Origin of the sequence: Pseudomonas chlororaphis subsp. chlororaphis, assembly GCF_003945765.1 — a bacterium.
GTDB lineage: Bacteria > Pseudomonadota > Gammaproteobacteria > Pseudomonadales > Pseudomonadaceae > Aquipseudomonas > Aquipseudomonas chlororaphis.
Genome location: NZ_CP027712.1, coordinates 3,951,000 through 3,967,452 on the forward strand (window position 1 = coordinate 3,951,000; position 16,453 = coordinate 3,967,452).

The 16,453-nt window shown below is 66.8% G+C and carries 14 protein-coding genes; 7 read left to right on the plus strand and 7 right to left on the minus strand.

Annotation, left to right across the window (positions count from 1 at the left end; genetic code table 11):
* Positions 1 to 5: 5 nt before the first annotated feature.
* The 5 genes from C4K27_RS17965 (at position 6) to C4K27_RS17985 (ending at position 4,404) form a co-directional block, all read left to right on the plus strand.
* Positions 6 to 950 (plus strand): DMT family transporter, encoded by a 945-nt coding sequence (locus tag C4K27_RS17965; protein WP_053261533.1) that lies wholly within the window; start codon positions 6 to 8, stop codon positions 948 to 950.
* Positions 947 to 1,735 carry a glutathione S-transferase family protein gene (locus C4K27_RS17970; RefSeq protein WP_053261534.1) on the plus strand — a complete coding sequence of 263 codons (789 nt, stop codon included), beginning with the start codon at positions 947 to 949 and terminating at the stop codon, positions 1,733 to 1,735. The genes C4K27_RS17965 and C4K27_RS17970 overlap by 4 nt, the downstream gene beginning before the upstream one ends.
* Positions 1,725 to 2,168 carry an acyl-CoA thioesterase gene (locus C4K27_RS17975; protein WP_007923604.1) on the plus strand — a complete coding sequence of 148 codons (444 nt, stop codon included), beginning with the start codon at positions 1,725 to 1,727 and terminating at the stop codon, positions 2,166 to 2,168. Before C4K27_RS17970 ends, C4K27_RS17975 begins: the two co-directional genes overlap by 11 nt.
* A 12-nt stretch (positions 2,169 to 2,180) precedes the next feature.
* The gene (locus C4K27_RS17980; RefSeq protein WP_053261535.1) at positions 2,181 to 3,467 is read left to right on the plus strand and encodes a cation:proton antiporter; all 1,287 of its coding nucleotides are present in this window, start codon (positions 2,181 to 2,183) and stop codon (positions 3,465 to 3,467) included.
* Between the two features lie 124 nt (positions 3,468 to 3,591).
* The gene (locus tag C4K27_RS17985; RefSeq protein WP_053261536.1) at positions 3,592 to 4,404 is read left to right on the plus strand and encodes an enoyl-CoA hydratase/isomerase family protein; all 813 of its coding nucleotides are present in this window, start codon (positions 3,592 to 3,594) and stop codon (positions 4,402 to 4,404) included.
* Positions 4,405 to 4,533: 129 nt separating this feature from the next.
* On the opposite strand, the gene C4K27_RS17990 is transcribed toward C4K27_RS17985, so the two are convergent.
* Positions 4,534 to 6,129, minus strand: a complete 1,596-nt coding sequence (locus C4K27_RS17990) for a serine/threonine-protein kinase (protein ID WP_053261537.1) — start codon at positions 6,127 to 6,129, stop codon at positions 4,534 to 4,536.
* 338 nt (positions 6,130 to 6,467) lie between these two features.
* On the opposite strand from C4K27_RS17990, the gene C4K27_RS17995 reads away from it, so the two are divergent.
* On the plus strand, positions 6,468 to 7,229 hold the full coding sequence (locus C4K27_RS17995) for an alpha/beta hydrolase (protein WP_053261538.1): 762 nt from the start codon (positions 6,468 to 6,470) through the stop codon (positions 7,227 to 7,229).
* Between the two features lie 29 nt (positions 7,230 to 7,258).
* On the opposite strand, the gene C4K27_RS18000 is transcribed toward C4K27_RS17995, so the two are convergent.
* The 3 genes from C4K27_RS18000 to C4K27_RS18010 all read right to left on the minus strand — a co-directional run bounded on the left by C4K27_RS18000 (position 7,259) and on the right by C4K27_RS18010 (position 11,954).
* Positions 7,259 to 7,474, minus strand: coding sequence for a DUF3079 domain-containing protein (locus C4K27_RS18000; protein ID WP_053261539.1), 216 nt, complete (start codon positions 7,472 to 7,474; stop codon positions 7,259 to 7,261).
* Positions 7,475 to 7,601: 127 nt separating this feature from the next.
* A complete protein-coding gene (locus tag C4K27_RS18005) occupies positions 7,602 to 10,745 on the minus strand; it encodes an efflux RND transporter permease subunit (protein WP_053261540.1) in 3,144 nt (1,047 codons plus the stop codon).
* A 12-nt stretch (positions 10,746 to 10,757) separates the two neighbouring features.
* Complete coding sequence (locus C4K27_RS18010; RefSeq protein WP_053261541.1) at positions 10,758 to 11,954, minus strand: efflux RND transporter periplasmic adaptor subunit; 1,197 nt, start codon at positions 11,952 to 11,954, stop codon at positions 10,758 to 10,760.
* A 96-nt stretch (positions 11,955 to 12,050) separates the two neighbouring features.
* Between C4K27_RS18010 and soxR the strand changes: the two genes are divergently transcribed.
* A complete protein-coding gene (gene soxR / locus C4K27_RS18015) occupies positions 12,051 to 12,536 on the plus strand; it encodes a redox-sensitive transcriptional activator SoxR (RefSeq protein ID WP_007923596.1) in 486 nt (161 codons plus the stop codon).
* Between the two features lie 54 nt (positions 12,537 to 12,590).
* Here the strand turns inward: soxR and C4K27_RS18020 are convergent, their stop codons facing one another.
* Genes C4K27_RS18020 through C4K27_RS18030 form a run of 3 tightly spaced genes read right to left on the minus strand, consistent with a single transcriptional unit; the run spans position 12,591 to position 15,501 of the window.
* Positions 12,591 to 13,286, minus strand: a complete 696-nt coding sequence (locus C4K27_RS18020) for an anaerobic ribonucleoside-triphosphate reductase activating protein (protein ID WP_173613347.1) — start codon at positions 13,284 to 13,286, stop codon at positions 12,591 to 12,593.
* Positions 13,283 to 13,450: an anaerobic ribonucleoside-triphosphate reductase gene (gene nrdD / locus C4K27_RS31605; protein ID WP_053261543.1), complete on the minus strand. Its 168-nt coding sequence runs from the start codon at positions 13,448 to 13,450 to the stop codon at positions 13,283 to 13,285. The genes C4K27_RS18020 and nrdD overlap by 4 nt, the downstream gene beginning before the upstream one ends.
* A 32-nt stretch (positions 13,451 to 13,482) precedes the next feature.
* Complete coding sequence (locus C4K27_RS18030; RefSeq protein ID WP_053261544.1) at positions 13,483 to 15,501, minus strand: ribonucleoside triphosphate reductase; 2,019 nt, start codon at positions 15,499 to 15,501, stop codon at positions 13,483 to 13,485.
* Between the last annotated feature and the right edge of the window lie 952 nt (positions 15,502 to 16,453).

The window sequence follows — 16,453 nt, forward strand, 5'->3', positions numbered from 1 at the left end:
CGCTCATGACGCTCACCGTCAGTCCCGAACAGCGCTGGGCCGGCATTCTGTGCGGCCTCGCCGCGGCCTTGATCTGGGGCGCGTTCCCGGTGGTCACCCGGCTGGGGCTGACGCGCACGCCGCTGGATGCCTACGACATCACCTGCATCCGCTACAGCGTCTCGGGGCTAATCCTGCTGCCCTACCTGCTCCGCCATGGCCGCCGGGGCCTGAGCTGGACGAGCATCGGCCTGATGGTCGTCGGCATCGGCGCGCCGTACATGCTGGTGGTGGCCCAGGGGCTGGCCCTGGCCCCGGTGGAGCTGTTCGCGGTGGTGACTCCCGGCAGCATGATCCTGTTGTCGATCCTGATCAGCGCGCGGCTGTTCGGCACCCGCCTGGGCGCCCGGGCGAACGCCGGCACCGCGCTGATCATCGGCGGCGTGCTGCTGGCCGGCTGGCACAGTTTCGCCGGGGCCCAGGCCTCGCCCTACGCCTACCTGATGTTCCTGCTCGGCGGCCTGCTGTGGGCGATCTATACCCTGGTGTCGAAATGGTCCGGCAGCGCCGCGCTGCACGCCACCGCGATCGTCTCGGTGTGCTCGATGGTCCTGTACCTGCCGCCCTACCTGGGCAGCCGCGGGCTGCGGATCCTCCAGGCACCGCTCTGGGATATCGGCATTCAGGTGGTCTACCAGGGCCTGCTGGTGTCGACGGTGGCGTTGTTCTTCTACAGCCGCTCGGTCCAGTTGCTCGGTGCTGCGCTCGGTTCCACCTTCGCCGCGCTGGTGCCGGGCACGGCCATGGTGCTGGCCGCCCTGCTACTCGGCGAGCGCGCGGACAACACTGCCATCGCCGGCTTGCTGGTGGTGACCGCCGGCATGCTCCTGACCCTGCTGCCGCAACGCCCGCGCCCGCTGCCGGGCGCCATCGGCCAGCCGACGCCCAGGCCACCAGGACCCACGCCATGAACGACCTGCATGAGCGGACAGCCGCCACTGTCCACAACCAAGGAAAACCCAGTATGAGCAGCGCACCCCTGACCCTCTACGAACTGGCCGGCGCCGACCCGGACCTGCGCTTCAGCCCGCACTGCTGGAAGACCCGCATGGCCTTGGCCCACAAGGGGCTGCAAAGCCAGCGCATCGCCTGGCGTTTCAGCGACAAGGCGCGCATCGCCTTCTCCCGACAAGGCGCGGTTCCGGTGCTGGTGGATGGCGACCAGAGCATCAGCGACTCCTGGCGCATCGCCCTGCATCTGGAGCAGCGTTACCCCGAACGCCCGTCCCTGTTCGGCGGCCGCGAGGCCATCGCGCTGTCGGCCTTCGTCAACCGCTGGGCCGACAGCATGCTGCTGCCCGCCGTGGCCCGGGTGATCCTGCTGGATGTCTACGCACAACTGGCCGCCGAGGACCGGGCCTATTTCCGCAGCTCCCGCGAAGCGCACTTCGGCACCTCGCTGGAACAGCTGGTGGCCCCCCAGGCCCAGCATCTGGAACAGTTGCGCCAGGTCCTGACCCCGCTTCGCCAGACCCTCAAGGGCCAGCCCTTCCTGGCCGGCGAAGCCCCGGCCTACGCCGACTATTGTGTATTCGGCATGTTCATGTGGGCGCGCTGCACCAGCGGCGAAGAACTGCTGGCCCCCAACGACGCCCTGCATGCCTGGCGCGAACGCCTGCTGGACGCCTTTGGCGGGCTGGCGCGCGCGGCCACCCTGGCCACCCCCCTCAAGACTGGAGCACACCATGTCCAATGATCCCGCCCTGCACGACTTCGCCGTCCGTTCCTCGGACAAGATCCGCTACGCCGATACCGACCGCCAGGGCCATGTGAACAACGCGGTATTCGCCACCTTCCTCGAAACCGGGCGGGTGGAGATCATCTACGACCCCCACGCGCCGCTCGCCGAACCCGGCAGTGAATTTGTCATCGCGCGCCTGGAGCTCGACCTGCGCGCCGAACTGCGCTGGCCCGGCACGGTGCAGATCGGCACCCGGGTCGCGACCCTCGGCAAAAGCTCGATGACCCTGGAGCAGGCGCTGTTCCAGGACGGCCGCTGCGCGGCCCTGGCCAGCACCGTGATCGTGCAGATCGATGCCCAGAGCCGGCGCTCGAAACCCTTTGGTGAAACGGCGCGGCGCCGCTTGGGCGCCCTGACCACGGCCGCGGAGTCGTTCGCGGAAAAATAGGCGGAGGACGCCATGTCGACGCTCCAGCAACTGTTCTCGGCCCTGCCGTTTTTCCAGCTGGCGGTGATCATCGTCGCCAGCCAGCTGTGCGGCGCGCTGCTGGCCCGCTGGGGGCAGTCGCGGGTGATCGGCGAAATCTGCGTGGGCATCCTGCTCGGTCCCGGCCTGCTGCTGGCCCTCGGCGCGCAGTGGCATGCCGCGGTCTTTCCGGCGGCCATCCGCCTGGGCATCGAGACCCTGGGCAATATCGGCCTGGTCCTGCTGATGTTCCAGATCGGCCTGCGCTTCGACAGCAACCACCTGGGCAGCCACAAGATCGGCTTCAGCGCCCTCTCGGTGGCCGGCGGCGGAGTGATCCTGGCCTTCGCCCTCGGGGCCATGGTCGGGCTGCTCTCCCACAGCGCCCTGGCGCCCGCCCAACCCCGGCTCGGCTACGTGCTGTTCTGCGGCATCGCGCTGTCGATCACCGCCCTGCCGGTGCTGGTGCGAATTATCAGCGACCTGGGGCTGGAGCACTCGCTGGCCGGGACCGTCGGCATCGCGGCCGCCGCCATCACCGACATCATTGGCTGGGTGCTGCTGACGGTCATCGTCGCCCTGTCCAGCAGCGACAGCTCGCTGTTCGGGGTGCTGCGCCAGCTGAGCTTCATCGTCCTGTTCCTCGCCCTCGCCCGCTGGGGCCTGCGCCCGCTGCTGCACACCTTGTTTACGCGGCTGCCCGCGACCCGCAACGCGGCCCCCGCCGCCGATATGAGCATGGCGCTGATGCTGGCGACCGCCCTGCTGTGTGGCTGGATCACCACCCTGATCGGCCTGCACAGCGCCCTGGGCGGGCTGATCGCCGGCTGGTTGCTGCGCGAGCGGCGCCAGCACTGGCACCGCCATATGGAAGGCTTCGTCAATATCGGGCTGGTGCCCTTCTACTTCGCCGCCACCGGGCTGAAGATGGACCTCGGCGCCCTGGCGCCGCTCGACAGCTGGCTGTGGCTGCTGGCCTTCTTCGTCGCCGCGGTGCTGGGAAAAACCGCCGGCTGCTACCTCGCCGGACGCCTGGCCGGCCTCTCCGTGGAGGTCTCGCGCAGCGTCGCGATATTGATGAACACCCGTGGCCTGATCGAGATCATCGTGCTCTCCGTGGGCCTGGACATGGGGCTGATCTCCCAGAGCGCGTTCTTCCTGTTGCTGATGGTGGCCATCGCCACCACCCTGATGACCACCCCGCTGCTCCGGCGCCTGGCCAGGATCGAGGCCGTTCCATCCGCCCTGGCGAAAGGCAGCCTGCAGACCTCCGATCGGTAAGCATCGGCCGACCGGGGAGACCGGGAAAACCCGCCGGCTACACTCGCAGGTTGTGCCTTGCCTGCGCCCGAGAGCCAGGCCGGGTAATGGACTTTCCTCGCCAACCACAGGAGGTGCGGCGGCCATGGCCTTCACCGAAATCGACTACGAAACCCAGGGACCGATCAGGATCATCCGCTTCAACCGGCCGCAGAAACGCAATTGCATCGGCCCCACCACCCACCTGGAACTGATCGAGGCCTGGAGCCGCTTTCGCGACGATCCGCACGCCCTCGTGGCCATCATCACCGGTGCCGGCGACCAGGCCTTCTGTGCCGGCGGCGACCTCAAGGCGGCGCTCGACCTAGTGCCCACCACCGCGGACGAGATCGCCGCGCACAATCGCGGCGAGCGCCCCGGGATCATCGGCCCGAGCCGCTGGACGGATATCTACAAACCGGTGATCGCCGCGGTGAATGGCGTGGCCTACGCCGGCGGCCTGGAGTGGGCCTGCTTCGCCGATATGCGCATCGCCGAGGAACACGCCACCTTCGGCGTGACCTGCCGCCGCTTGAACATCGGCCTGGGCGATGGCGGCACCCAGCGCCTGCCACGTATCGTCGGCATGGGCCGGGCGCTGGAGTTGATCCTCACCGGCAAGGTGATCTGCGCCAGCGAGGCGCTGGCTATCGGCCTGGTCAACGAGGTCGTCGCCAAGGGCCGCTCGCTGGAGCGCGCGCTGGAACTGGCGCATCTGCTCTGCACCCTGCCCCAGCCCGCCATGCGCTCGGACAAGGAGGCGGTCATCCGCGGCTACGGCCAGCCCCTGGCCGAGGGCCTGCGCATCGAAGCCGAGTGCTTCAACCGCTCCATCCATGAGCCGGAAACCCAGGAAGGACTGCGCCGCTTCCGCGAGCGCGACCATCCGGACCTGCGCGGCGACGCCAGCCAGTGGTGAACGTCTTGCGTATCCATGATCGGTAGGCCTCCTGGGTGGATGCCTACCTTTCAGACGGGTTCTTGCAACACGCTATTGAGACATAGCCTTTTTTATGTCTCGGCCTCGGCTCCGCGTGCCCTGGTCACCTCAAAAGAGCCTGTTCCACAGGCGCTTGACCGCACTCGGCTGTTCCGCCCGCTCGCCGGTCGATTGAGGTGCCGAGGGCCGCGGGGAAGGCGGCGCAGCGGACGGGCGCGGCGCTTGGCCACTGCGTTTGCGCTGCTCATGCTGGTCCCGGAGTACGAGCAGTTCGGGGCTGTCCGGACGGGCTTCCAGGCCATGCTTGATATAGGCCCGCGCCAGGTCTTTATCGCCCTTGGCATACGCGCTTTCGCTCATCTCGGCGTAGAGCAGCGCCACCTGGTTCAACCCGGACAGCGCCTGGGCGTTACTCGGCTCCAGGTCGAGTATCTGCCGGTAATAGAACACCGCGCTGTCATCCTCGGGCTCCAGCAGGTGTTCTTCGGCGATGCGCTGCTCGGCCAGTTGCCGGTAGCCGGCGATCCGCGCCGCGGCTACCCGTTGCAGTCCTTGCCGGGCCTGCGCGCTGGCTTCGTCGAGCTGCAAGGCCTGGTTGAAGAAATACTCGGCATTGTCCTGCGCCGGCTCGAACAGCTGGCCCGTCGCCAGGCGCTGTTCGCCACGAGCCAGCAGCTCGGCGATCTTGATCCGCTGCTGCAGGTACAGGCCAGTGCCGCTGGCAGCGCCGAGCAGCAGCAGGCTGCCGAGTGCCCACAGCGCCAGGCGCCTGTTCGGGCTGCGCCGGCGGGCGGGCTCAGGCTCGGCCTCGGCCTGGGGCGGCGCAGGATCGATCAGGGCCGGCACGAAGCGGGTAGATTCCAGCTCCACCTCGCTGGGCTCGTCCGGTTCGTCCGGTTGCTCTGGCTGGTCCAGCTCATCGAGTGCCTGCAGCAGCGCCCGGCAGTCGGCGAAGCGCTGGTTGGGGTCCTTCGCCAGCATCCGCTCGAGCAGCGCCTTGTACGGGCTGATGTGCGCCGGCAAGCTCGGCGCCGGCATCTGCACGTGGTTCATCACGGTCTGGGTATAGCTGGCACCGCGGAACGGATTGGTGCCGATGAGCATCTCCAGGAAGATCACGCCCAGGCTGTAGATGTCGGTGCGGATATCCAGCGGCTGGCACTGCGTCTGTTCCGGGCTGCTGTAGGCCGGGCTGCCGACCGCGATGCCGAGCCCGGTGAGCTCGCTGTCCATCTCCAGCGCCTTGGCGATGCCGAAATCGGTGATCACCACCGTGCCGTCGCTGCGGAAGAGGATGTTCGCCGGCTTGATATCACGGTGGATCAGGCCCTGCTCATGCACCACGGCGAGGCCGGTGGCGATCTGCCGGACGATATCCAGGGCACGCGTCGGCTCGAACACCTCGCCCTTGTGCCGGGCCAGGTCGCCGCCGCCGACGAACTCCATGGCCAGGTAGTAGCGGCCATCGGCCAGTCTGTTGATGTCGTGGATGGTGATGATCGTGGGGTGGTGCAACGAGGCGACGATATGCCCCTCGCGGATGAAGCGCTTGCTGAACGCCTCGTCATTGGCGTTGAGCAGTACCTTCACCGCCACCTTGCGGTGCAGCGACTCCTGGGTTGCCAGGTAGACTTCGGCCATCCCGCCTTGGCCAAGCCGGCTATGCACGCTGTAGCCGGGTATCTCGGGTAATCGTTCGTCCATGAAAGAATCCGTGCGCAGCCACTGATTGGGGGATCGCCGATACTGTCGGGCCGAATGTCACCCGTCGGATCGGGTCTCTAATTAATAAGAGCGGGGAACTTTTCCGATAGTTCCCGGCTCGCCGTCTACCGCCGTCCTGGCGTTTCGCGCTGCTCCTGGCTGGGGACGATCCTTCTGGCGGTGAGCAATGCCACAAGTTTAGCGGAGCAGGCGCCGACGCCAACCCCCGGGCGCCGGGTCGAGTGCGCAATGCCGGCATATGAGCCTATCCTGGGGCGCCGCAAGCGACCGCCGGCGGTCGTTCAGCAGCGCTTCGTCGCCCAACGGAGGTGAGCCACATGTCACGAATGGTTTCGCTCCTGGCATTGCTCGGCGCCTTGTACCTGGCGCTCTGCGTCGCGGCGTGGGTGTTGCAGCGTTCGCTCATCTACTTCCCCCAGCCCCGCGCCATCGCCAGCCCCGCCACACTGCTCAGGCTGCCGGTCGCCGACGCCGAGGTGCTGGTTTCCGTGAGGCCCCACGACGGCCCGAAGGCGTTGCTCTACTTCGGCGGCAACGCCGAGGACGTGTCCCTCAACCTGCCGGAATTTACCCGGGCCTTTCCCGAGCATGCACTCTACCTGCTGCACTACCGAGGCTATGGCGGGAGTTCCGGATCGCCCTCCGAGGCGGCCATCGCGGGCGATGCCATGGCCTTGTTCGACAAGGTCCAAACCGCCCACCCGCGTATCGTGGTGGTCGGGCGCAGCCTCGGCGCGGCTGTCGCCGTGCGCCTGGCCAGCCAGCGTCCGGCATCGCGCCTGGTGCTGATCACGCCGTTCCACAGCCTGCAGGAGTTCGCCGCCAGCCGGTTGCCCTATCTTCCGGTGAGGTGGCTGCTGCGGGACAAGTTCGAATCCTGGAAATACGCACCGCGCATCGCCGTGCCGACTTTGCTGATCGCCGCCGAACACGACGAAGTCATCCCGCGTTCGAGCACCGAGACGCTCTATGCGCATTTCGCCCCCGGCGTGGCCAGGCTCGAGGTCGTCCCGGGCGCCGGGCACAATTCGATAGACGCGAGCCCGCGGTTCCTGGAACTGCTCCGCAGCGGGCTGTGAGCGCGCCGGCCTTCCGGCGAGGCGCCGGCTTATGCCGGCTCCTCGTCCAGCGCCTTGTCCGACGCGATCGGCGGCTCGATGCCCCAGTCGCCGTGCAGGTACCAGTCGTCGCCGAGCATCTCGGCCGGGTGCATGGTGCGGTCCGAGCCGTTACCGCAGGCCAGGGCATTGGCCGCGCAATAGCGGTCGCAGCCCCAGCAGATGCGTTCGGGGTGCTTGGGGCTGATGGGAAAATTCTTGGCCATGGCGTTCCCCGGGGTGCGGGTGGGACTGGGAATGGCTCCCAGGCTACGACGCCCACAGGGAAAGGCCCTTGATCGTGGTCAAGAATGACAGGCCCGGGGCGCCCGTCTTGGCACCCCGGGCCACCTGTTACGCCGTGACCGCCGGCGCGTAGCGCACCGCCAGCTTGCGCAAGGCGACGTAGAACACCGGGGTCAGGAACAGCCCGAACAGGGTCACCCCGAGCATGCCGGAGAACACCGCGACCCCGGTGGCGCGGCGAATCTCGCTGCCCGCGCCGCTGCCGATCAGCAAGGGCACGGAGCCGGCGATAAACGCCACCGAGGTCATGACGATCGGCCGCAGGCGCAAGCGGCAGGCCTCCAGCGCCGCCTCGATGATGCCCTTGCCCTGAAGCTCCAGCTCCCGGGCGAACTCGACGATCAGGATCGCGTTCTTGCAGGCCAGGCCCATCAGCACCACCAGCCCCACCTGGACGAAAACGTTGTTGTCGCCGCCGCTGAGCCACACCCCCGACAAGGCCGCGAGCATGCACACCGGAACGATCAGGATCACCGCCAGGGGCAGCGTCCAGCTCTCGTACAGGGCGGCGAGGACCAGGAACACCAGCATCACCGCCAGCGGGAACACCACCGCCGCGGCATGGCTTTGGGTGACCTGCTGGTAGCTCAGGTCGGTCCACTCCAGGGTGATGCCGCGGGGCAATACCTGGGCAGCGATCTCTTCCAGCTTGGCGATCACCTGGCCCGACGACAGCTGCTTGGGATCGGAGTCGCCGATCAGGTCGGCCGCCGGGTAGCCGTTGTAGCGCACCACCGGGTCGGGGCCATAGCTGGGCGTCACGGTGATCATCGCACCGAGCGGCACCATCTCGCCCCGGTCGTTGCGCACCCGCAGGTTGGTGATGTCCTCGGCGGTCTGCCGGTAGGAGCTGTCGGCCTGGGCCATGACCCGGTAGACCCGGCCGAACAGGTTGAAGTCATTGACGTAGACCGAGCCCAGGTAGGTCTGCAAGGTATTGAACACATCGCTCAACGACACCCCTTGCGACTTGACCTTGACCCGGTCCACCTGCACCTCCAGCTGCGGGATGTTGGCCTGGTAGGAGCTGACCGGGTAAGTCATGCCCGGGGTCTGCGCCACCGCGGCCTGGAAGGCGCTCAAGGCATTCTGCAGGGCGCCGTAACCCAGGCCCGCGCGGTCCTCGAGGTACAGCGAATAGCCCGAACCGTTGCCCAGCCCCTGGATCGGCGGCGGCAACAGCGCATAGGCAAAACCTTCATGGACCTGGGACAGCTTGGCGTTGAGTTCGGCATTGATCTCCACCGCGCCGCGCTGACGCTGGTCGAACGGCTTGAGGATCACGTAGGCGGCCATGACATTCGGCGTGTTGACCGATTGCAAGGCATTCAGGCCGCTGAAGGCCGGCACGGTCTCAACGCCCTCCACCGAGAGTGCCGTCTCGATCAGCTCGCGGGTCACCGCATCGGTGCGGGCCAGGGACGCGCCTTCCGGCAGCTTGGCGCCGGCGAACAGGTAGAGTTTGTCCTGGGTCGGGATAAAACCGCCCGGCACCAGGTTGAACAGCCAGGCCGTGCCGATCAGCAGCAAGGCGTAGAGGAAGAACACCGAGCCGCGCCGTCCCAGGGAGTAGGACACCAGGCCGTGATAACCATCGGAACGGCGTTTGAACATCCGATTGAAGGCGCGAAAAAAGCCTCCGAATACTCGCTGGATGCCGCGCTCCAGCCAGTCCTGCGGCGCGCCGTGGGGCCTGAACAGCTTGGCCGCCAGGGCCGGCGACAGGGTCAGGGAGTTGATCGCCGAGATCACCGTGGAAATCGCGATGGTCACCGCGAACTGCTTGTAGAACTGGCCGGTGACGCCGGAGAGAAAGGCCATGGGAATGAACACCGCGCAGAGCACCAGGGCGATGGCGATGATCGGCCCGGACACCTCCTTCATCGCCCGGTGCGCGGCCTCCCGCGGGTCATAGCCCTTCTCGATGAAACGCTCGACGTTTTCCACCACCACAATCGCGTCGTCGACCACGATGCCGATGGCCAGCACCAGGCCGAACAGGGTCAGGGTGTTGATCGAATACCCCAGCAAATACAGCCAGGCGAAGGTGCCGATCACCGACACCGGCACCGCGATCAGCGGGATGATCGAGGCGCGCCAGGTCTGCAGGAACAGGATCACTACCAGTACCACCAGCACCACCGCTTCCATCAGGGTGTGCTGCACCGCGCTGATGGATTCCCGGACGAACACCGTCGGGTCCCATACCGCCTTGTAGGCCACGCCTTCGGGGAAACGCTGGGACAACTCGTCAAGCTTGCCGTAGACCGCCTCGGCGACCTGCAAGGCGTTGGCCCCCGGCGAGAGGAAAATCCCCACCGTCGCCTGGTTGCGGTCGTCCAGGTGCGCGCGCAGGGTGTAGTCGCCCGCGCCAAGCTCGACCCGCGCCACGTCCGACAGCTTCACCAACTGCCCGTCCGCCCCGCTCTTGAGGACGATATCGGCAAACTCCTGCTCGCTGCGCAAGCGCCCACGCACGCTGATCGACACCAGGAAGTCGGCGCCCTGGGGCGAAGGCTCGGCGCCCAACTGGCCGGCCGAGACCTGCACGTTCTGCTCGCGGATCGCGTTCACCACGTCGGCCGCGGTCAGTCCCCGGGCCGACAGGCTGTTGGGGTCCATCCAGATGCGCATCGCGTAGTCGCCCGAACCGTAGACCCCGACATCGCCGATCCCGGACAGCCGCGACAGCTCATCCTTGACGTGCAGGGTCAGGTAATTGCGCAGGTACAGCGAGTCGTAGCTGTTGTCCGGGGACAGCAGGCTGACGTACATCAGCGGCGTCGGCGATTGCTTCTGGGTGGTCACGCCATACTGCCGCACCTCTTCCGGCAGCCGCGACAACGCCTGGCTCACGCGGTTCTGCACGCGCACCGCGGCGGTGTCCGGATCGACGCCGGGGACGAACGTGATGCTCAGCGCCAGGCTACCGTTGGAGCCGGTGACCGACTTCATGTACATGATCCCTTCGACGCCGTTGATCGCCTCTTCCAGAGGCACGGCGACCGACTCGGCGATCTCCTTGGGGTTCGCCCCCGGGTAGGTGGCGCGCACCACCACGCTGGTCGGCACCACCTCGGGGTATTCCCCCGACGGCAGCACCGGGATGGCAATCAGGCCGAGGGCGAAAATGATGACCGACAGCACGATGGCGAAGATCGGTCGGTCGATGAAAAACTTGGAAAAATCCATGGCCGCTCTTCCTTAATTCGCCAAAGGTGTCTGGGGCGCGGCGGCCGCGGCCTGCTGCGTCGGCGTGGCGATTTCCTTGGGCTCCACCGCCATGCCCGGGTAGAAGATCTTCTGCGCCCCGTTCAGCACCACCCGGTCGCCGGCGGCCAGCCCGGCGCTGATCACCCGCAGGCCATCGAGCTGGCGGCCGAGGGTCACGTCCTTGCGCAGGGCCTGGTTTTGCGGGCCGATGACGTACACGTATTTGCGGTCCTGGTCGGTTTGCACCGCGCGGTCGTCGATCAGCACGGCGCGGGTCTCGCTGCCGCCTTCAAGACGCACCCGGGCGAACAGGCCCGCGGTCAGCCGGCGGTCGGGGTTGGGCAGCACCGCGCGCACACGGATGGTGCCGGTGGCCGGGTCGACCTGGTTATCCAGGAAGTCCACGGTGCCGGTCAGGGGGAAGGTCCCGACATCGTTGGCCAGGCCGACCCGCACGGTATTGCTCACCCCCGGGCGCTGGCCCTTGCCCAGCAGCTCGGTGTAGCGCAGCAGGCTCTGCTCGTCGGCGTCGAAATAGACGTACATCGGGTCCTGGGAAACGATGCTGGTCAGCACGCTCTGGTCGGCCTGGGCCAGGTTGCCGAGGGTCAGCATGGCCCGGCCGACACGCCCGGAAAACGGCGCGCGGACCTGGGTGAAGTCGAGGTTGAGCTGGGCCGTGGCCACCTCGGCGACGGCCGCGTTCACGTCCGCCACGCCCTGGGCCAGGGAGGCGCTGCGAATATCGCCCTCCTCGCGCGACAGCGCCGACTGCTTGACCAGGGCCTGGCCGCGGCGGTCCTGCTCGGTGGCCAGGCGCACCGTGGCGCGGGCCCGAGCCAGCCGGGCCTGGGCGCTGGCCAGTGCCTCGCGGTAAGGGCGCGGATCGATGACGAACAGGGTCTGGCCCTTTTCCACCTCGTCGCCCTCGCGAAACGCCACCCGGTCGACATAACCGCTGACCCGTGGCCGCAGGTCGACGGCGTCGATCGCGCTGATGCGGCCATTGAACAGGTCCCACTCACGCACCGCCTGCACGCTCACGGTCGTCACCTCGACCACCGGCGCCGCGGCGGCGACCGGCTCGCCCTTTTCGTTACAGCCGCCCAGCGCCAAGAGGAGGCACAACGCGCCCAATCGATGGGTTGAAGAACAGCCTCGACCGACTACTCGGCGAATTCGATTCATGAACGTGGACTCCCGCTGCACCAGAGGTATTGATTTATAGGCAGACGGAATATAAAAGTTAAAGTTAACTTTAAGTAAAGCCCCTTCGGAGGCCCCATGAAAAAGCCCAGCGAACCGCTGCTGACCATCACCGAAGTGGCCCGGCGCAGTGGCGTCATGGCCTCGGCACTGCGTTTCTACGAGACCCGCGGGTTGCTCCACTCGATCCGCGTGGGCAGCGGCCACCGCCGCTACCCGCGCTCGATCCTCAGGCGGGTCGCCTATATCGTGTTCGCCCAGCGCATCGGTTTCTCGCTGGATGAAATCATCCAGCAACTGACCGGCCTGCCCATCAACACCGCCCCGGCGGGCGCGGACTGGCGACGCCTGACCGCCACCTGGAAAACCCGGGTGCAGCAACGCATCGCCGAACTCGAACGGCTGAACATGAGCCTGGAGGAATGCATAGGTTGCGGCTGCATGTCGATGGAACACTGCCAGCTCAACAACCCCGAGGACATCTACTCGCGCAACGGCTGCGGCGCCCGGCGCTGGCTGGGGGACCAGAAAATCGCGATCCCCGGCGAGCCGCAGGCCGATTGATCGAAGGGGTCGCCTGCCCTCCCCGGCGGCGACCGTTCCATCCGCGCCAGCGCCTTAGCCGCGCAGCACGAACACCGGGAACATCTCGCGCAGGTGCTGCCACAGGTCCGGCACCAGCACCTGTTGCGGCGTGCTCGGCAACTGCGGGTCGAGCATGCGCGCGGTGCGCACCATCTGCACCACGAAGCGCTTGACCCCCAGGGCTTGCAGACGCTGGCCGAGGAGCAGCAGGCGGGCCGGCTGCAACAGGTGCCAGTGCACGGTGGTGCGGCATTCGTAGTCGACGCCGCTGGCCAGCAGCAGCTCCAGGCTGCGCCAGTTGGCCTTGCCGCTGCCCGGCACGCCGGTAATCATCGGGCCGTCTTCGGCCAGGGCCTTGACGTCGAAGCCGACCCAGTCGGCGCCGGCCACCGCCCGGGCAAAGGCCGCCGGCTTGATGCCGGCGCTGTGCAGGCCGATGCGGAAACCCATGGCGCGCACTTCATCCATCGCCGCCGGCAAACCGTCCTGCAGGGTCGGCTCGCCGCCACTGAACACCACCGCGTCCAGCAGGTCCTGGCGGCGTTGCAGGAAACTCAGGACCCGGCACCAGTCCAGCTCCTCGCTGCCGCGCGGCGGGATCAGTTGCGGGTTGTGGCAGTAGCGGCAACGCCAGGCGCAGCCCTGGCAGAACAGCACGCAGGCGAGCAGCCCCGGGTAGTCGAGAGTGGTCAGGGGCGCCATGCCCCCGACCCGCATCTTTCGGCTCATTGGCAACCGGCCGCGGTGGCCTGTTCGGTGAAGTGCACGCGCTCGCGGTGCTCGGACTGTTTACCCGGGTTGAAGGCCGAGACCGGGCGGTGATAACCCATCACCCGGGTCCAGACCTCACAGCGCTGGCGTTGCGCCTGGGGCAATGTGGATTGTGCGTTCATGGTGGAACTCCTTGCGGTTGGGGGAAGACAGGTCAGTGCGCGGTGGCCATGTCCGTGGCCTGGGCCTGCAGCAGGGCTTCGTCGCACTTGGGGCAGAACTCGTGTTCGCCGTCGAGGTAGCCGTGCACCGGGCAAATGGAAAAGGTCGGGGTCACCGTCAGGTACGGCAGGCGAAAGCGCCCCAGGGCCTTGCGCACCAGTTGCTTGCAGGCCGCGATCGAGGAAATCCGCTCGGCCATGTACAGGTGCAGCACGGTGCCGCCGGTGTATTTGCATTGCAGTTCGTCCTGCAGCTCCAGGGCCTCGAACGGATCGTCGGTATGGCCCACCGGCAACTGCGAGGAGTTGGTGTAGTACGGCGCCTCGCGGCTGCCGGCCTGGAGAATGCCGGGGTAACGCTTGAGGTCTTCCTTGGCGAAGCGGTAGGTGGTGCCTTCGGCCGGGGTCGCCTCGAGGTTGTAGAGATGGCCGGTTTCCTCCTGGAAGCGCACCAGGGTCGCGCGCACATGGTCCAGCAGCCTGAGGGCGAACTGGCGCCCCTGTTCGGTGTGCATGCCCTGCTCGTCGCCGCTGAAGTTGCGCAGCATTTCGTGCAGGCCATTGAGGCCGATGGTCGAGAAGTGATTGCGCAGCGTGCCCAGGTAACGCTGGGTGTAGGGGTACAGGCCGGCGTCCATATGGTGCTGGATCACCTTGCGCTTGACCTCCAGGCTTTCCATCGCCAGTTCCATCAGCGCGTCCAGGCGTTGCAGCAGGCCGCTGGTATTGCCCTTGAACACATGGCCCAGGCGCGCGCAGTTGAGCGTCACCACGCCGAGCGAGCCGGTCTGCTCCGCCGAGCCGAACAGCCCGCCGCCGCGCTTGAGCAGCTCGCGCACGTCCAGTTGCAGGCGGCAGCACATGGAGCGCACCTGGTTGGGCTGCATGTCCGAATTGAGGAAGTTCTGGAAGTACGGCAGCCCATAGCGGGCGGTCATCTCGAACAGGCGGTCGGCGTTCTCGCTGTCCCAGGGAAAATCATGGGTGATGTTGTAGGTCGGGATCGGAAAGGTGAACACCCGGCCCTTGGCGTCGCCGGCCTGCATCACTTCGATATAGGCGCGGTTGAGCAGGTCCATTTCCGCTTGCAGCTCGCCATAGGCGAAGGGCATTTCCTCGCCGCCGATCACCGGGACCTGCTCGCGCAAATCCTCCGGGCAGACCCAGTCGAAGGTCAGGTTGGTAAAGGGCGTCTGGGTACCCCAGCGCGACGGCACGTTGAGGTTGTAGATGAACTCCTGGATCGCCTGGCGCACCTGCGGGTAGCTCAGGCAGTCCTTGCGCACATAGGGCGCCAGATAAGTGTCGAAGGAACTGAAGGCCTGGGCCCCGGCCCATTCGTTCTGCAGGGTGCCGAGGAAATTCACCATCTGCCCCAGGGCGCTGCTCAGGTGTTTGGGCGGTCCGGCCTCGACCCGCCCCGGCACGCCATTGAGGCCTTCATGCAACAGGGTACGCAGGGACCAGCCGGCACAGTAGCCGGCGAGCATGTCGAGGTCGTGGATATGCAGGTCGGCCTCGCGGTGGGCGCGGCCGATCTCCTGGCTGTAGACCTCGTCCAGCCAGTAGTTGGCGGTGACCTTGCCGGACACGTTGAGCACCAGCCCGCCCAGGGAATACCCCTGGTTGGCGTTGGCCTGCACCCGCCAGTCCTCGCGGTCGAGGTACTCGTTCATCGAGGCCGCCACCTCGACCAGGGTCTTGCGGTCGCGGCGCAGGCGCCCGTGCTGTTCGCGGTAGACGATGTAGGCGCGCACGGCCAAGAAGAACCCGGCGTCCATCAGCACCCGCTCGACCCGGTCCTGGATCTGCTCCACATGCAGCCGCGCATGCCCTTCAAGGTGGGCCAGCACCGCCTTGAGCAAGCCCTCGGCCTCGACCTCGGCGTACTCGCCGCTGGCCTTGCCGGCGGCGATCAACGCCTGGCGGATCTTGTCCGCATCGAAGGCAACCCGGCTGCCATCGCGTTTGTGCAGGCGGTTGTTGCCCACCCTGATCAGCGTGCTGTGCATTTGACCCCCCAGATACTACATATAGATGTTTTTATTTCTTAGAACACAAGATGCAGTGAGATTACGGAGTGGCGGTTGGGTTGCCATTGATCGCGATCAAGTATTTTTTGGTTTGTGTACATATCCGTTTCTGCGGTAACGGCTACCTAAGGTTCCGCCCTTACGGCGGCTCACTTTTGAAGAGCGCAAAAGTAAGCAAAACGCTCTTGCCCCACCACTCGGTGCCTCGCTAAGGCTCGGCATGCCCGAACGAAGGCATTGATCCGTGGGCCGCCGCCACAGGCCATCCATGGCCTGGGGCGGCTAACCCGGCATCCCTGCCGGGTTACCCACGGCTCAATGCCTGCGTTCGGCCATCGTGGTTAACGGGGCGCTCAGATCAAAAGCAAGACGGCGGCCTGCCGGCCGGCCTGGCTGAGAACGTGGGCCCTGTAACCGCTGCCGAGCGCAGCGAGGCTGCGATCGAGGCCGAAGGACTCGTCAGGCAGGCACCGCATTTCCCCAGATCCTGCGAGGTGTCAGGGTTAGCGGCCCTGCGGGCCGATCGCAGCCTCGCTGCGCTCGGCAGCGGCTACACAAAGCGTGTCCGGCAGAAGAGCGGTAGCGTGGCGATGGCCTGTGGCGGCGTGCCCCCGGAGCAATGCCTGTGTTCGGCCAGCGCGGTTAACTGGGTGCTCAGATCAAAAACAAAACAGCGGGCTACCGTCCTGGCTGAGAACGCATTCCCTGTAGCCGCTGCCGAGCGCAGCGAGGCTGCGATCGAGGCCGAAGGACTCGCCAGGCGGGCACCGCGTTGCCCCAGATCCTGCGAGGTGTCAGGTTTAGCGGCCCTGCGGGCCGATCGCAGCCTCGCTGCGCTCGGCAGCGGCTACACAAAGCGTGTCTGGCAGAAGAGCTGTAGCGTGGCAAAAACAGCAAGCTCCGCCCGGCGAAGGCTCTGGCTCTGGCTCTG

Bases quoted from the DNA above. Each gene is read 5' to 3' on its own strand.
- C4K27_RS17985 (WP_053261536.1), top strand. From the start codon at position 3,592: ATGGCCTTCACCGAAATCGACTACGAAACCCAGGGACCGATCAGGATC.
- C4K27_RS17970 (WP_053261534.1), top strand. From the start codon at position 947: ATGAACGACCTGCATGAGCGGACAGCCGCCACTGTCCACAACCAAGGA.
- C4K27_RS17965 (WP_053261533.1), top strand. From the start codon at position 6: ATGACGCTCACCGTCAGTCCCGAACAGCGCTGGGCCGGCATTCTGTGC.
- C4K27_RS17990 (WP_053261537.1), bottom strand. From the start codon at position 6,129: ATGGACGAACGATTACCCGAGATACCCGGCTACAGCGTGCATAGCCGG.
- soxR (WP_007923596.1), top strand. From the start codon at position 12,051: ATGAAAAAGCCCAGCGAACCGCTGCTGACCATCACCGAAGTGGCCCGG.
- C4K27_RS18005 (WP_053261540.1), bottom strand. From the start codon at position 10,745: ATGGATTTTTCCAAGTTTTTCATCGACCGACCGATCTTCGCCATCGTG.
- C4K27_RS17980 (WP_053261535.1), top strand. From the start codon at position 2,181: ATGTCGACGCTCCAGCAACTGTTCTCGGCCCTGCCGTTTTTCCAGCTG.
- nrdD (WP_053261543.1), bottom strand. From the start codon at position 13,450: ATGAACGCACAATCCACATTGCCCCAGGCGCAACGCCAGCGCTGTGAG.
- C4K27_RS18000 (WP_053261539.1), bottom strand. From the start codon at position 7,474: ATGGCCAAGAATTTTCCCATCAGCCCCAAGCACCCCGAACGCATCTGC.
- C4K27_RS18010 (WP_053261541.1), bottom strand. From the start codon at position 11,954: ATGAATCGAATTCGCCGAGTAGTCGGTCGAGGCTGTTCTTCAACCCAT.
- C4K27_RS17995 (WP_053261538.1), top strand. From the start codon at position 6,468: ATGTCACGAATGGTTTCGCTCCTGGCATTGCTCGGCGCCTTGTACCTG.
- C4K27_RS17975 (WP_007923604.1), top strand. From the start codon at position 1,725: ATGTCCAATGATCCCGCCCTGCACGACTTCGCCGTCCGTTCCTCGGAC.
- C4K27_RS18030 (WP_053261544.1), bottom strand. From the start codon at position 15,501: ATGCACAGCACGCTGATCAGGGTGGGCAACAACCGCCTGCACAAACGC.
- C4K27_RS18020 (WP_173613347.1), bottom strand. From the start codon at position 13,286: ATGAGCCGAAAGATGCGGGTCGGGGGCATGGCGCCCCTGACCACTCTC.